The 14,711-nt window shown below is 54.6% G+C and carries 12 protein-coding genes; 5 read left to right on the plus strand and 7 right to left on the minus strand.

The features are described 5' to 3' along the window. Positions 1 to 13 precede the first annotated feature (13 nt). A complete protein-coding gene (mgtE, locus tag QCD69_RS10995; protein WP_125289544.1) occupies positions 14 to 1,453 on the plus strand; it encodes a magnesium transporter in 1,440 nt (479 codons plus the stop codon). Positions 1,454 to 1,583: 130 nt separating this feature from the next. On the opposite strand, the gene QCD69_RS11000 is transcribed toward mgtE, so the two are convergent. From QCD69_RS11000 to QCD69_RS11010, 3 genes are all read right to left on the minus strand, one after another. Further along, positions 1,584 to 2,348, minus strand: a complete 765-nt coding sequence (locus QCD69_RS11000; protein WP_301252014.1) for an NADPH-dependent F420 reductase — start codon at positions 2,346 to 2,348, stop codon at positions 1,584 to 1,586. 112 nt (positions 2,349 to 2,460) lie between these two features. After that, the gene (locus QCD69_RS11005; protein WP_441004982.1) at positions 2,461 to 3,195 is read right to left on the minus strand and encodes an NADPH-dependent F420 reductase; all 735 of its coding nucleotides are present in this window, start codon (positions 3,193 to 3,195) and stop codon (positions 2,461 to 2,463) included. A gap of 24 nt (positions 3,196 to 3,219) precedes the next feature. Next, positions 3,220 to 3,576 carry a MarR family winged helix-turn-helix transcriptional regulator gene (locus QCD69_RS11010; RefSeq protein WP_253459366.1) on the minus strand — a complete coding sequence of 119 codons (357 nt, stop codon included), beginning with the start codon at positions 3,574 to 3,576 and terminating at the stop codon, positions 3,220 to 3,222. A gap of 429 nt (positions 3,577 to 4,005) precedes the next feature. On the opposite strand from QCD69_RS11010, the gene QCD69_RS11015 reads away from it, so the two are divergent. The 3 genes from QCD69_RS11015 to QCD69_RS11025 all read left to right on the plus strand — a co-directional run bounded on the left by QCD69_RS11015 (position 4,006) and on the right by QCD69_RS11025 (position 7,430). Then, entirely contained in the window at positions 4,006 to 4,782 is a 777-nt protein-coding gene (locus tag QCD69_RS11015; protein ID WP_301252015.1) for an MBL fold metallo-hydrolase, read from the plus strand. Positions 4,783 to 4,839: 57 nt separating this feature from the next. Further along, the gene (locus QCD69_RS11020; protein WP_301252016.1) at positions 4,840 to 5,802 is read left to right on the plus strand and encodes a GlxA family transcriptional regulator; all 963 of its coding nucleotides are present in this window, start codon (positions 4,840 to 4,842) and stop codon (positions 5,800 to 5,802) included. Positions 5,803 to 6,275: 473 nt separating this feature from the next. Beyond that, the gene (locus tag QCD69_RS11025; RefSeq protein WP_301252018.1) at positions 6,276 to 7,430 is read left to right on the plus strand and encodes an epoxide hydrolase family protein; all 1,155 of its coding nucleotides are present in this window, start codon (positions 6,276 to 6,278) and stop codon (positions 7,428 to 7,430) included. 506 nt (positions 7,431 to 7,936) lie between these two features. Here the strand turns inward: QCD69_RS11025 and QCD69_RS11030 are convergent. Together QCD69_RS11030 and QCD69_RS11035 are read right to left on the minus strand one after the other, a co-directional pair. Next, complete coding sequence (locus QCD69_RS11030) at positions 7,937 to 9,187, minus strand: type II toxin-antitoxin system HipA family toxin (protein WP_301252020.1); 1,251 nt, start codon at positions 9,185 to 9,187, stop codon at positions 7,937 to 7,939. A 37-nt stretch (positions 9,188 to 9,224) separates the two neighbouring features. Then, a complete protein-coding gene (locus tag QCD69_RS11035) occupies positions 9,225 to 9,779 on the minus strand; it encodes a helix-turn-helix domain-containing protein (RefSeq protein WP_301252022.1) in 555 nt (184 codons plus the stop codon). Positions 9,780 to 10,101: 322 nt separating this feature from the next. Here QCD69_RS11035 and QCD69_RS11040 point away from each other — a divergent pair, with 322 nt between their 5' ends. Then, a complete protein-coding gene (locus QCD69_RS11040; RefSeq protein WP_094121730.1) occupies positions 10,102 to 11,292 on the plus strand; it encodes a hypothetical protein in 1,191 nt (396 codons plus the stop codon). 188 nt (positions 11,293 to 11,480) lie between these two features. On the opposite strand, the gene guaA is transcribed toward QCD69_RS11040, so the two are convergent. Beyond that, entirely contained in the window at positions 11,481 to 13,061 is a 1,581-nt protein-coding gene (guaA, locus tag QCD69_RS11045; RefSeq protein ID WP_301252025.1) for a glutamine-hydrolyzing GMP synthase, read from the minus strand. Positions 13,062 to 13,138: 77 nt separating this feature from the next. Next, positions 13,139 to 14,605, minus strand: coding sequence for an IMP dehydrogenase (gene guaB, locus QCD69_RS11050; RefSeq protein ID WP_253459355.1), 1,467 nt, complete (start codon positions 14,603 to 14,605; stop codon positions 13,139 to 13,141). Between the last annotated feature and the right edge of the window lie 106 nt (positions 14,606 to 14,711).

Raw genomic sequence — 14,711 nt, forward strand, 5'->3', positions numbered from 1 at the left:
CAAGGGAATTTTTATGTCTGTAGCTCAGTCACATGCTCAGCAGCTTGCTGAAATCCGTAACCGTATACTTAATCTTCTGCTCAACGACAACGACCTCGTGGATACGCTGCTCCGCAAACCGCTGAAACAAAGCGAAGCCGAAGCTGCAGCGCATCAGGAGCAGGTGCAGGAGCTGAGAGACTATCTGCCGCTGCTGCACGCGGCGGATATCGCCGACCTGCTGGAAGCGCTGCCGGAAGAGGAACGCCAGGCGCTCTGGCAGCTGGTCGGTACCAACCGACGCGGCGAAGTGCTGGTCGAAGCGTCTGAAAACGTCTGGGAAAGCCTGATCGAGGAGATGAGCGATCGCGATCTGCTCCAGGCGATCGAACCGCTGGATATTGATGAACAGGTTTATCTCGCCAAGTATTTATCGCGTGATTTAACGGGCCGGCTGCTGACCTCGCTCGATCCGGCGCAGCGTTCACGCGTGCTGGAAGTGATGGATTTCGACCGCGACCGCGTCGGGCGCATCATGGATTTTAAGCTGGTTACCGTACCGGCCGACATCAAGCTTGCAACCGTACAGCGCTATCTGCGACGGAAGAAAGTGATGCCGGAAGGCACCGATAAGCTTTTTATTACCGACGAAAACAATATGCTGCTGGGCGAGCTGACGCTGATGGATATTCTGCTGAACAAGCCCGGCAAGCGGGTTTTCGAGGTGATGAACGACAGGCCGGTGACCTTTCGGCTGGATGACAAGGCTGAAGACGCGGCGGGCGCGTTTGAGCGTTACGATCTGATCTCTGCCGCCGTTATCGATGCCAAAGGCAAGCTGATGGGGCGCGTCACCATCGAAGACGTTATCGACCTGGTTAACGAGGCGAACGACAGCAATATTCGTAAGATGGGCGGCGTAAACCCTGACGAGGACGTTTTTGCCCCGGTCAGGAAAGCGGTACGCACTCGCTGGACATGGCTGGCGGTTAACCTCTGTACAGCCTTTGTCGCCTCACGCGTGATCGGCCTGTTTGAGGATACGATTTCCCAGCTGGTGGCGCTGGCGACGCTGATGCCGATTGTAGCCGGGATCGGCGGCAATACCGGCAATCAGACCATTACCATGATCGTGCGCGCGCTGGCGCTGCATCAGGTCGAACCGGGTAACTTTTCGTTTTTGATCGCGCGCGAACTGGGCGTGGCATTGATTAACGGTCTTTGCTGGGGCGGTATTATGGGCGGCGTCACCTGGGCGATGTACGGCAATCCGGCGCTGGGCGGCGTCATGATGCTGGCGATGGTGCTGAATCTGCTGCTGGCGGCGCTGATGGGCGTCCTTATTCCGCTGATTATGACCAAACTAAAACGCGATCCGGCAGTCGGCTCCAGCGTTCTGATCACTGCGCTGACCGATACCGGCGGCTTTTTCATTTTCCTGGGTCTGGCGACGATTTTTTTACTGCATAAATAACGGTATCGTCCGGGGCGCGCGCACAAAGCCTGTTCACTTTGTACCCGCGCCCCACGGCCACTCTTTTATCCTCGCCCGACATCCTCTGAAAAGACGCCACGCTGCCAGGACTTTAAGATTTGTGGTTCGCTTACCTGAAGATTATCCGCGATACCTGGACGCCAAAGTCCGCGTTCGGATTGGTAACCGAGTCGCCAGCCCGCTCCTGGAAAACAGCAACGGCAAGATCTCTTCTTTTCGGCAGACGAGAGATATCGGCCTCGGCCAACGCCGCCGGGATCTCATCATAGTGCAAATCCGTGCAGTAAACCGGCGAGCCAGGCTGCTGACGCCAGGAATCCGCCAGGCTGCCGGCGTCAAAAGCATCGAAGCCGGTATCATTCACCAGACGCATAATCAGCTGCCGACTCGCCTCATCATCGCCGGCAACCGGTATCGCAATGCGATCCGCCGCGCCTTGCGGCATGCCCTTTTCGGCAAAAGATCCCGAGCCGATGGCGTTCCAGGCTTTGATCACGGGTCGACCGATCTGCTCTGACACCCACAGGCTTTCTGGCTGGCCATTTTCGATAGCGTCGATTTTCAGATCCCGGTGCGGATAATAATTGGAGGTATCCGCCACCACAACGCCGGAAGGCAGCGCGCGAATAAGCGGCGCCACGTCCGGAATGCGGACGAGCGGAATAGAAAGGATCAGGACGTCAATATCGTTAACGGCCTCTTCTGTTCTTACCGCCTGGGCGCCCGTGGCAAGCGTTTCTGCCTCGATGGTTTCCGGCCCGCGCGAGTTGGCGACCTTCACCTGGTGCCCGGCGGCGGCCAGCTTACGGACCAGGGTTTTGCCTATATGACCTGTACCGAGAATACCGATTTTCAAAGGGGATGAAGGGTTCATGGTTCTCTCCTGTCTTATTGGCTGCCGCTCGGGGCAGCGTTCTCCAATACGGCGTGTCTTTGGCGATATCTACAGCCCGAACGCCGTGATTATTGTCATTGTGCAAACGGCGTTATGTCGTCACTGCCCGGTTGCGGGCAACGATATGCTCGTGGGTCAGCGGTTCGCTGGCAGACATAAACTCTTTCAGCAGCGCCTCGCGGTTTACGGGGGCACGTTCTTTATCTGCCGCCAGCAGCGCCTTCTTCAGCGCCGCTGCGCTAAGTTCTGTACAGTAGGCTGGCGTACCGGGCTGCTGACGCCAGGACTCCGCGAGGCTACCGGCATCCACGGCATCAAACCCGGTATCGCTGACCAGCGCCATCGCGATGCGTTTGGCTGTTTCATCATCGCCAGCGACCGGAATGGCAATCCGTTCGGTTACGCCCACAGGCATCCCCTTGTCAGCCAGGGTAGCCGCCAGCACGGCATTCCAGGCTTTGATAAGCGGTCTGCCTGCCTGCTCGCTGGCCCAAACGCTTTCCGGCTTACCTTGCGCGAGAGCGGGAATAGCATCATCCCGAAACGGATAGTAGTTAGAGGTATCGATAACCGGTACGCTGGCCGGCACGATTTTCAACAGTTCGGCCAGACCCTGGTGAGCGGTAAAGGGCGTTGACAGGATAACGGCGTCGGCGCCTTTGACGGCCTCTTCCCGCGTCACCGCCGTTGCGCCAGCCTTGCGGGCGACCTCGGCGATGGTTTCCGGCCCCCGTGAATTTGCCAGCCTGACGCTATGGCCGCAGGCAGAGAGTTTGGCTGCCAGTGTGGCACCGATATTTCCCGCGCCAATAATGCCGATATTCATAAATGTCTCCTGATTGCTGAGGGGTTATTCGGCTGCCGGATGGGCAAAGTCATTGAGCGTGTCGCGTAGCTGAACCAGCCCTGCTTCCGTCAGTTTGCAGGCCGATCTGATTTGATCGGTCACGGCCCACAGGGTGTCACGCAGCGCCTCTCCGCTCTCTGTCAGCGTGACCAGCACCCGACGTTCGTCTTTTGGATCGCGTCGGCGGGACACTTTTCCCGCCGCTTCCAACCGCTTCAGGAGCGGCGTAATGGTGCCCGTATCCATCCCCAGCCTGCCGCCCAAATCCCCTACCGATCGGGGCGTTCCGTTAAACAATTCCAGCATCACCAGATACTGCGGGAAGGTCAGCCCCAGCGGATCGAGGAAAGGTTTATGCATCCGGTTCATCCTGTTTGCCGCCCCGTAAAGGGCAAAGGAAAGCTCGGTGCCTATTTCCCGGCGTTGTTTGTTAATGGTCATCTCGTAATATCTGTTGGTTGATTATCTAGTGCACTAGATAATCCTGGCAGATTTTCCTGTCGCTTGCAAAAGGATCGCCAGGTAATTTGTGCGCTGTTGCTTCAGAACGGCCATAGTTGTCGCGGTATTTGCTTGATAGTAAAGGCATAGTGCGCTGGAAAGGCAGGCTGATTCAGCTGCGATCCTGATCGAAACGCCCCGGCACACCCTCACTTTCAGGTTGGCCCAATCTCATCGCTTATTGACCATCGGGCTACTCACGCCTCGCTGTTTATCCTCCCTATACTGCTTCCGTACCTGCTTAAAAGCCTTTCGCTACGCGGAAAAAGACTACAGAAGGAAGAAACGATGAAACTGACGCAAATCCGTAACGCCACGCTTATTCTTGAATATGCGGGGAAAAAATTTCTTATCGATCCTATGCTGGCGGACAAAGAAGCCTGGCCGGGCTTTCCCGGAACGGCACGTCCGCATCTGCGTAACCCGCTGGTGGCGCTGCCGGTTGCCGTGGATACCCTGCTGAACGTCGATGCGGTGATCGTGACCCATACCCATCTCGACCACTGGGACGATGCGGCGCAGCAGCTTATTCCTGACGACAAGCTTATTTTTACCCAGCACGATGCTGATGCCACGCTGATCCGCAGCCAGGGCTTTACCAACGTTCGCGTGTTGACGACGGAAAACAGCTATGAAGGCATTACTATCATTAAAACGGGCGGGCAGCACGGCAGCGATGAAGCCTATGCAAACCCGGAAATGGCTGCCATGCTGGGTGATGCCTGCGGCCTGGTGTTCCGCCACGCCGATGAAAAAGTGCTGTATATCGCCGGCGATACTATCTGGGTGAAACCCTATGAGGAAAGCCTGCAAAGCCACCGGCCGGACGTCGTGGTGCTTAATGCCGGTTTTGCTCAGGTCGACGGTTATGGCGCCATTATTATGGGCACCGAAGATATCCTGCGTACTCACCAAATGCTGCCAGAGGCGACGATCGTGGCTTCGCATCTGGAAGCCGTTAATCACTGCGTGCTGACCCGCGCGGAAATCCGTGAGTTTGCTCAGCAAAAAGGTATGCAACAGAGCGTGTGCGCGCCTGAAGATGGCGAAACGCTGGTATTCTGATGCTTTTGGGGAACCTGCTCAGTTCGGCGGGTTCCCAGCCCAGTCAGGAGAAAAAACGTGACCGTTCCTGTTGTTGCCGTGATTGCCACTGCCGGAGTCAGCACCTTTCACTTTTCCGTCCCCTGTATCGTTTTCGGCAAGGCGCTGCCCGAGCCGGATCGCTTCGATCTGCAAATCTGTGCGGAAACGCCCGGCAACGTTCTGTCCGATATTGGCCTGTTTATTAACGTAAAACACGGGCTGGCGCTGCTGGAAAAGGCCGATATTATCGTGGTGCCTTTCTGGGATCGTCCGGAAGAGAAACCCTCTCCGGCGCTGCTCAGCGCGCTAAAAGCAGCCTGGCGGCGCGGCGCAGAGGTGGTGGGATTATGTCTGGGCACCTACGTGCTGGCCTATGCAGGACTGCTGGAAAACCGACGCGCGGCTACGCACTGGGAATATGAAAAAGACTTCACGGAACGCTTCCCGCAGGTGCATCTTGATACCAACGCGCTTTATATCACTGATGAACGCCTGACCACTTCCGCCGGGACGGCTGCCGGCATCGACTGCTGCCTGAGTATCGTGCGCGATCGTTATGGCAGCGTGTTAGCCAACAAGGTCGCCAGGCGCATGGTGATGCCGCCCTATCGGGAAGGCGGACAGGCGCAGTATATCGAGCGTCCCGTCCCGGAAACCACTCGCGATAATGCGATTAACGAACTGATCGGCTATCTGCGCAGAAACCTCGAAAGACCGCACACTATCGATTCGCTGGCGGCCTTTTGCAATATGAGCCGCCGCACCCTGACCCGCCACTTTTTTGCCGCTACCGGCCTGACGCTGAGCGACTGGCTGATCGGCGAGCGGCTTCAGCGCAGCCAGGTGCTGCTGGAGTCGACGGATCACAGTATTGAGGTGGTGGCAGCCATGTCGGGATTTCAGTCGCCGGTATCGTTCCGACAGAATTTTAAACACCGGTTTGCCGTCAGCCCCAGCGAATGGCGTCGGGCCTTCAGAGGGCCGGACGCGCTGCTGTAGAGAGCAGGATGCCGCTAATGAGAAGCTGTTGCGCGCGCCTGCAAAGCTCTGGTTATGGCAGCGATAACGGCGACTTTCCGCTACGCCAGCGGGTAGCCGATGGCGTTAGCAGTATGGCGCTACTCCCGCCCGGCAGGACAAGATAATAAAGTCCAAATTGGGTCAACGATATGGCCTGCAACTTATCCATGCCTTGTTTGTTCGTTAATTAAACGGTAACGTCAGGAATCAACACGTATAACCGTTGCTTTACTCATCCGCATCCACTAACCAACAGGTGCTTTATGGATCACACCACCCGGCAATATCGGGACGCTGTCCACCCTTATCAGCGTAGCGCGCGCTAACGCCTGCGCGTAAACCCCCTTTCCCGCCCGGCAGGGTTTGCAAGATAGCGGCTCACGCCATTGCCTGCGGGAATGGGCTTCCATCCGCGACACACTGGCCCACACCTCTATGCAAGGAATCAAACGATGACCAGTCCTGTAGAGTCCTTCCCCATTCACATTCCCCAGACGCAGCTTGACGATCTGGCCCAGCGCCTGGCGCAAACCCGGTGGCCAGATCCGGAAACCGTAAGCGACAACAGCCAGGGGCCGAAGCTTGAACGTCTTCGCGCTCTGGTAGCGCACTGGCAAAAAGACTATGACTGGCGCGCCACTGAAACCCAGCTCAACCAGTGGAACAGCAGCCGCACCGAGATCGACGGCCTCGGCATTCACTTTCTGCATATTCGCTCGCCCCATTCTGACGCCCTTCCCTTGCTGATGACCCACGGGTGGCCAGGCTCTGTTCTTGAATTCAGGGCAATGATCGGCCCGCTTACCGACCCTACGGCCTATGGGGGGCAAGCCAGCGATGCGTTCCATTTGGTTATCCCTGCGCTACCGGGTTTTGGTTTCAGTGATAAGCCAACTTCCCCGGGATGGGGCGTGGGTAAAACCGCCAGCGCCTGGGTGCAGCTAATGGCGCGTTTGGGCTATGGCCAGCGCTGGGCTGCCCAGGGTGGAGACTGGGGATCGGCCGTGACCACCGCTCTGGGGCATATGCGCCCGCCAGGCCTGGTCGGCATTCACCTGAACATGGTGATGTATCAGCCGACCCAGGATGAAATCGCGCAGGCCACCCCTGAAGAGCAGCGCATGCTGGCTGATGCGCAACGCTACGACCAGGAGCTTTCGGGCTATATGAAGGTGCAAAGCACCCGGCCGCAGTCGGTAGGCTTTGCCCTGGCGGACTCCCCCGTGGGCCTGGCCGCATGGATATACGCGCTATTTCAGGACGCCTCCGACAGCGGCGGCGAACCTGAGCGGGCGATCGATATCAACGCCCTGATCGATGACATCATGCTGTACTGGCTGCCTAACGCCGGACCAGGCTCGGTCCGCTTCTACTGGGAAGGAATACGTGAAATGCAACAGCAAGGTCCCGCTTCTGCCATCCCCACCCCTGCGGGCGTGAGCATGTTTCCGGGCGAGCTGCTTCGTCTCTCACGGCGCTGGGCGCAGGCGCGTTTCGAGGATTTGAGGTTCTTTGCTGAAGCTGAGCACGGCGGCCACTTTGCCGCGATGGAAAACCCGGCAGTGCTTACCGACCATGTGCGTGAGACTTTTCGCTTGCTGCGTTGAGCGGACAAGCGTGCCTGATACCCTGTCAGCATTAACTAACTGAACAGGGTTTCGAGGGGCTTTTCTGATGAGGCCTGCACTGCGCACCAAAACGATTGATGACGCAGAAAAACCACCGCCTGTTTTTATTCCAGGTATAAAAACAGGCGGTTAACTACAGTACTATTCCCACTCTATTATATTTAAAACAGGAAAATTATTTAAAATCATACAAATACAGGAAATCTCGTCACACTATGCCATAACTTATACCATACAGTGATAGCTATTTCGACCTAGTACTGACAACCAAAGCGATACAAGTAATTTGTCATTGTATTCTGTCTTGTCCGGTACAGAATTGTAGCAGGTATAACACTCAAAGCTGATAAGCAGACCTTTGCTACACACGTTATGCGGTCTGCCATGAATCAATAAAAAACGGTTCTTGATCCAAGATATAAAAACCACAATCGATAGATAGTTAGTGATTGTCGAAACTTAATCTCGCTACAGAAATTCGCTCATCACAGATTCAATGCTGCCTTCACCTGCGGGCTTTCAAAGGCTGGTACAAGCGCCTTAATGTCCTTCGCAGTCATTCCCAACTCAAAGGCAAGAGGGCGCCATCTGCCTGTAATGATTTCCGCCATAACCCTAAGAGCCTCGCGAGCTTCATCTGTGTCGATATTGAAGAGCGGTGCCGCGTCCAAAACCGCCGAAATGTTAAGTACGTTGCCGTGGATCTCGCTTATCGCAGTCTTGAGGGTACCGCCAACTGACGGGTCGGGATTGATATCATAGGCGGGGGAAAGAGCCCAGCGATTGGCTGCTCGGATGAAGCCGTGATTACGCAGATGATCATCTGTATTCTGGATCATCACAGAATAAGCCATACGTGCCCAAAGTTCGGCTATATCATCATCCGCACCATATATCATCATCTGCTCTGCTATAGAGGCGTAGTTTGATGGCTCGGTCCCCGCTAGTCCCATAAAAGTTTGTGCCGTGATGAAATGGATACGACTAGGGTTTATAACATCTTCATAAGAACGATCAAAACGTTTGATTAAAGCAACCGGAAACTGCCCAGATACGACAAGTGGCTTAGCTTCCGCAACCATCATCCCTATTTCGCCTGCGAGACGAAGTGTGAGTACTTCGGCACGCGCCATATCGTATTCATCGCCCATCTTCGGCAACTTCGCTATCCAGATAGTCTGATCCTCGTCACGCACATTTACTTTTGGTCGCGCACCGCCGAGCGAACCGGCAGCGTCAAGTAACATTTGTCCAGCAAGCAACTGTGCCCGGTTTTCACGATAATGGGTCGGGTCTGCTTCTAAGGCGCGAGCCTCATGAATCATATCCTCGAGTTCGATGAGCCGTGGTATGGAATAAGCATTTCCACCAGTCCGGGGTTGGGCCAAAGGAAGCGCGTCCGGCTCATCGTTCTCATAAAAGCGAAGTGCACCCGAACGTAGGAAATCATCGACCCCAATAAGATATTCGAAATCATTCATTGCGCGGCCGCCATTTGCCGCACGCATAATAGCGCGCCCCCAAGAATCAGGCGCGCTATCGGCTATCGGCATAACAAGGGGAGATGAATTTCCCTGCAGACTAGCCGATGCGATTACCTGACTACGAGGCATGAAAGGAGACAGGTCGAAGCCTTCCGGATTATCGATCCAACTCTGCGCATAGGTGAAAACGGAGTTCTGTCGCATCCCGTCGACGTTGAAATCCAACTGTCCGACCAGATCTTGATCATCCATCCAGACGTAAAGTCTTTGCCTCATATAAATTCTCTAATCATGAGCCAGAAGAGTCTCGTGTAGCTTTTAAGCGAGAGAGCAGCGATGATGTACGTCCTGATGGGCTGACTACCAACGTCTTCTGATTTCCCTGACGCTTCGCTTCTATACTAGATGTTGTCGGTTTCTTAGTGGCCGCTGTACCTGCCGCTCGTTTCACCATTGTCGCTCCCGGCCGGATCACCACGCTCGCTTTGATACCTTTACTACGGAGCGTGTTTGCTTTTTGCATAACATTTTCACGCAGCATAGATAGACCGATATCGTCGTTACGTATGTCGATCAAATTACTCAATAGATCAAGCTTCCCAAGAACAGTGAGCACCATCGCGAGGGTGTTAAGTGAAATCCCGGCACCATTACCACTCTCAAGTCGATGTAAAGTAGAGCGCGAAATTCCCGCTGAGTTTGCAAACCTATCAGCGGGGATACCCCTTACTCTACGTGCAAACTCGATATCTTTGCCTAACTTGACCAAAGCTGCTTCGGTTGAGGGCCGAACAACCGAGCCTTTTGTCCGACGAAGTTTACTCGTATTTTTTTCTTCGGGCATCTTAACCTCGTTCAGCTATGTGTCACCTGTGATACATACAATCATAACATCGAAAGACTAGATCTTCCAAAATAAGGTTTAGCCATTCATCATCTGTCTCATCTATGAGTTTGTGGCCATCATGTCGACCGACGAAACGGTCCCCAAATATTGGTCGAGTTCAATCCTATTCGAGTTCCGCCCCTTGTAAAGGATTGTGTTACCTCTCCCAAGACTCGAACTATATTGTTGAATATAAATAACTTTAATTTTCAATAATGCTAAAAACACCCCTTCCAGATATCATTCTATTCTTTAACGATAAGGTTTGAGGACTTTACCCGTGAGAATTCGTTACATTGTCCAGTTCAAACGCAAAATTATCATTGACGATCACTGGGAAATTCCAGTGCAGGGCGGTAGGCTTCGTATCATTGAAGAGAGCGGTTACGCTAAGGCGATTGAACTTACTTTTGAGAGGCAACCTCTGGAATATGCGCCGAACTTTCAGAAACCTACTTCGTTCGAGGCCATAACAACGATAACAGGGCATGATGACCGTTTGGCATTTGTGAAACGTCAACTTGATGACGCCGCCACTTTTCTCGAATGCTTCCATGATATTGAACTCATCACAGAGGAAATTGAGACTAAATATGAAGGAGAAACTCCAGAGGAAGAAGACCGACTCTCCATAAAAAGTCTCTCAATGGGAAGGCATGATGATGCATTGCCTCTCAGTTTCGATATGCTTACACGAGCGCTTATGGCTGCTGAGAAACATGATGGGCCGAGATTTGAAGTTGCCTTTGTAAAAAACGCTCGCAAAATGCTTAAAAATCAGGAGTTCATAAATTCCTTCCGCTATTCCTTCCTGTTGATTGAATCTCTTTACGGGAATGGTCAATTTAAAACACCAAGCTTGCAATCGGCGCTCAAATCAAACCAAGAATTTCGTACCATTGTTGAGCTTGCGATCAAAGATATGATCCCAGCAAAGAACGATAGGAACTCAGATACGGCGAAACTTTTAATGACGAATCCAGAAGCAGATGACGTTATCAATCATCTAGTTGAAAAACGTGGCTTCTATTTTCACGGGAATGTAAAACGGAAGAACGCCTGGAAGCCCCATGAACAAGGCGCGGCAGAAGCTCTGGCACTTCTCGCAATAGGTATTATCACAACAATAACCATGAAGGCGGCAGAGCCGATGTTCGTCGCAGAACTAGAGAAGCGCCACTTTGAAAACGCAAAGCATGTAGGAGCCACTATCGTGTTCGAAATAAAATTCAGATTCCGTGAGCCAGAAGAAGTCTTCGACAGACGGCATCAGTACGACATCACTATGCCGGGAACCAAAGTTACACCTCGTGCAGCCTTCGCAGTTGCTCAGCATTTTCTACATGTATTCCAGCACAATCAGCCCGAATCAGCGTTATGCGAAGCAGAATGCAGCGTACAAGGAACCGGAGAAAAAGTGTTTACACTTACATTTCATGCCAAAGAGAATTCAGCGCAAAAGGCTGTGTGAAAGAATATGACCAAGGGAGTTTCAAAAAACACAGTATCAATATCACATAAGAACTAATCTTCCAGTCATGGCATCCGTGTTTTCCCAACACATACCGTTCACATTCCATGCAATATGCCATTAATGATACGAGAAGAACATTAATGGCTTATTTTTATAGAATTAAATCAACCAATTGAGAATAAGGTTCATTCCCACTCGATCGTCGCCGGCGGCTTGCCGGAGATATCGTAAACCACGCGGGAAATACCGTTGATTTCATTGATGATGCGGTTAGAGACGCGGCCCAGGAACTCATAAGGCAGATGCGCCCAGTGCGCGGTCATAAAGTCGATGGTTTCTACCGCACGCAGCGAAACCACCCAGTCATACTTACGCCCGTCGCCCATCACGCCTACTGAACGTACAGGCAGGAACACGGTGAACGCCTGGCTGACTTTGTTATACAGATCGGCCTTGTGCAGCTCTTCGATAAAGATCGCATCGGCGCGACGCAGCAGATCGCAATACTCTTTCTTCACTTCGCCCAGCACGCGCACGCCCAGACCTGGTCCAGGGAACGGATGACGGTAAAGCATGTTGTACGGCAGGCCAAGCTCCAGGCCGATTTTACGCACTTCGTCTTTGAACAGCTCACGCAGCGGTTCAACCAGGCCCATCTTCATCTCTTTCGGCAGGCCGCCCACGTTGTGGTGCGACTTGATAACGTGCGCTTTGCCGGTAGCAGAAGCGGCGGATTCGATCACGTCCGGATAGATGGTGCCCTGCGCCAGCCACTTCACGTCTTCCAGCTTCAGCGCCTCTTCATCGAACACTTCCACGAAGACGCGGCCGATGATTTTTCGCTTGGCTTCCGGCTCGTCGACGCCCGCCAGCGCGTCCAGGAAACGTTTTTCGCCTTCCACGTGGACAATGTTCAGGCCAAAGTGATCGCCGAACATCTCCAGCACCTGCTCCGCTTCGTTCAGGCGCAGCAGGCCGTTGTCGACGAATACGCAGGTCAGACGATCGCCGATGGCGCGGTGCAGCAGCATCGCGGTCACGGAAGAGTCCACGCCGCCGGACAGGCCCAGGATCACCCTGTCGTTGCCCACCTGCACGCGCAGGCGCTCAACCGCATCTTCGATGATTTTTGCCGGCGTCCACAGCGCTTCACACTGGCAGATATCCAGCACAAAACGCTCCAGCATCCGCTGGCCCTGACGCGTGTGCGTCACTTCCGGGTGGAACTGCACGCCGTACAGGCGCTTCTCTTCGTTAGCCATAATGGCGAAGGGGCAGCTTTCGGTGCTGGCAACGGTCACAAAATCGGACGGGATAGCGGTAACTTTGTCGCCGTGGCTCATCCAGACGTCCAGCAGCGGTTTGCCGTCCGCGCTCAGGGAATCTTCAATGCCGCGAGTCAGCGCGCTGTCCACGCCAACTTCTACCTGCGCATAGCCAAACTCGCGCTCGCTGGAGCCTTCCACCTTGCCGCCAAGCTGCAGCGCCATGGTCTGCATCCCGTAGCAAACGCCGAATACCGGCACGCCCGCGTTGAAAACGTATTGCGGCGCGCGCGGGCTGTTGTGTTCGGTGGTGCTTTCCGGGCCGCCGGAAAGAATGATGCCGTTTGGATTAAACTGGCGGATCTGCTCTTCAGTGACGTCCCACGCCCAAAGTTCACAGTAGACGCCCAGCTCGCGCACGCGGCGTGCCACCAGCTGCGTATACTGCGAGCCGAAATCAAGGATCAGGATGCGGTGTTTATGGATATTTTCCGTGGTCATTGGGCTATTCCAGAGCGATAAACAAATACAGGGATTAAGTAAAATGCCCGGTCAGCGCCGGGCATCGGGCCGGGTTATCAGGAACCCATGCGGTAGTTTGGCGACTCTTTGGTAATGGTGACGTCGTGCACGTGGCTTTCGGTGATGCCCGCGCCGCTGATGCGAACGAATTCCGCTTTGGTGCGCAGAGCTTCGATGGTGCCGCAGCCGGTCAGACCCATACAGGAGCGCAGGCCGCCCATCTGCTGATGTACGATCTCTTTCAGACGGCCTTTATAGGCCACGCGACCTTCGATACCTTCCGGCACCAGCTTGTCCGCCGCGTTATCGGTCTGGAAGTAACGGTCGGAAGAGCCTTTGGACATCGCGCCCAGCGAGCCCATGCCGCGATAGGATTTGAACGAGCGGCCCTGATACAGTTCGATTTCGCCCGGCGATTCTTCGGTGCCCGCCAGCATAGAGCCGACCATCACCGCGCTGGCGCCAGCCGCAATCGCCTTGGCGATGTCGCCGGAGAAGCGAATGCCGCCGTCGGCGATAACAGGAATACCGGTACCTTCCAGCGCGGCGACCGCGTCAGAAACTGCAGTGATCTGCGGCACGCCCACGCCGGTGACGATACGGGTGGTACAGATGGAGCCAGGGCCGATACCCACTTTCACCGCACTTACGCCAGCCTCAACCAGCGCCAGCGCGCCAGCGCCGGTCGCGACGTTGCCGCCGAGGATCTGCAGGTCAGGATATTTAGCACGGGTTTCACGGATACGCTGCAATACGCCTTCAGAGTGGCCGTGAGAAGAGTCAATCAGCAGCACGTCAACGCCAGCCGCGACCAGCGCGTCCACGCGCTCTTCGTTGCCCGCGCCCGCGCCTACCGCTGCGCCGACGCGCAGACGACCTTCCTGGTCTTTACAGGCGTTAGGCTTGCGTTCGGCTTTCTGGAAATCTTTAACGGTGATCATGCCCAGCAGATGGAAAGCATCGTCCACCACCAGCGCTTTTTCGATGCGTTTTTCGTGCATCTTTTGCAGCACGACTTCACGCGCTTCGCCTTCGCGTACGGTGACCAGACGCTCTTTTGGCGTCATGACCGCCGAAACCGGCAGGCTCATATCGGTGACGAAACGCACGTCGCGGCCGGTGATGATACCTACCAGCTCGTTGTCGCCGTTAACCACCGGATAGCCCGCAAAGCCGTTACGCTCGGTCAGCAGCTTCACTTCGCTCAGCGCCGTAGTGGGCAGCACGGTTTGCGGATCGGTCACCACGCCGCTTTCATGTTTCTTCACCTTGCGGACTTCTTCCGCCTGGCGCTCGATGGACATATTTTTATGAATAAAGCCCAGCCCGCCTTCCTGCGCCAGCGCAATAGCCAGGCCCGCTTCGGTCACGGTGTCCATAGCCGCAGAGAGCATAGGAATATTCAGGCGAATGGTTTTGGTAAGCTGGGTACTGAGGTCGGCCGTATTAGGCAACACAGTCGAATGAGCGGGAACGAGCAGCACGTCGTCAAATGTCAGGGCTTCTTTAGCGATTCTTAGCATGGCAATATCTCAACCTCAGGGTGAATGAGAACTTGTAAAATATTGCCGCGGCATTATACAGGGCGTAATCGATTGCCTCCAGCATTATTTACGAAAAACTCTTGAT

Source organism: Erwinia sp. PsM31 (assembly GCF_030433775.1).
GTDB classification, from domain to species: domain Bacteria; phylum Pseudomonadota; class Gammaproteobacteria; order Enterobacterales; family Enterobacteriaceae; genus Erwinia; species Erwinia aeris.

Bases quoted from the DNA above. Each gene is read 5' to 3' on its own strand.
- guaA (WP_301252025.1), bottom strand. From the start codon at position 13,061: ATGACCACGGAAAATATCCATAAACACCGCATCCTGATCCTTGATTTC.
- QCD69_RS11005 (WP_441004982.1), bottom strand. From the start codon at position 3,195: ATGAATATCGGCATTATTGGCGCGGGAAATATCGGTGCCACACTGGCA.
- QCD69_RS11015 (WP_301252015.1), top strand. From the start codon at position 4,006: ATGAAACTGACGCAAATCCGTAACGCCACGCTTATTCTTGAATATGCG.
- QCD69_RS11035 (WP_301252022.1), bottom strand. From the start codon at position 9,779: ATGCCCGAAGAAAAAAATACGAGTAAACTTCGTCGGACAAAAGGCTCG.
- QCD69_RS11000 (WP_301252014.1), bottom strand. From the start codon at position 2,348: ATGAACCCTTCATCCCCTTTGAAAATCGGTATTCTCGGTACAGGTCAT.
- QCD69_RS11010 (WP_253459366.1), bottom strand. From the start codon at position 3,576: ATGCATAAACCTTTCCTCGATCCGCTGGGGCTGACCTTCCCGCAGTAT.
- QCD69_RS11030 (WP_301252020.1), bottom strand. From the start codon at position 9,187: ATGGATGATCAAGATCTGGTCGGACAGTTGGATTTCAACGTCGACGGG.
- QCD69_RS11025 (WP_301252018.1), top strand. From the start codon at position 6,276: ATGACCAGTCCTGTAGAGTCCTTCCCCATTCACATTCCCCAGACGCAG.
- guaB (WP_253459355.1), bottom strand. From the start codon at position 14,605: ATGCTAAGAATCGCTAAAGAAGCCCTGACATTTGACGACGTGCTGCTC.
- mgtE (WP_125289544.1), top strand. From the start codon at position 14: ATGTCTGTAGCTCAGTCACATGCTCAGCAGCTTGCTGAAATCCGTAAC.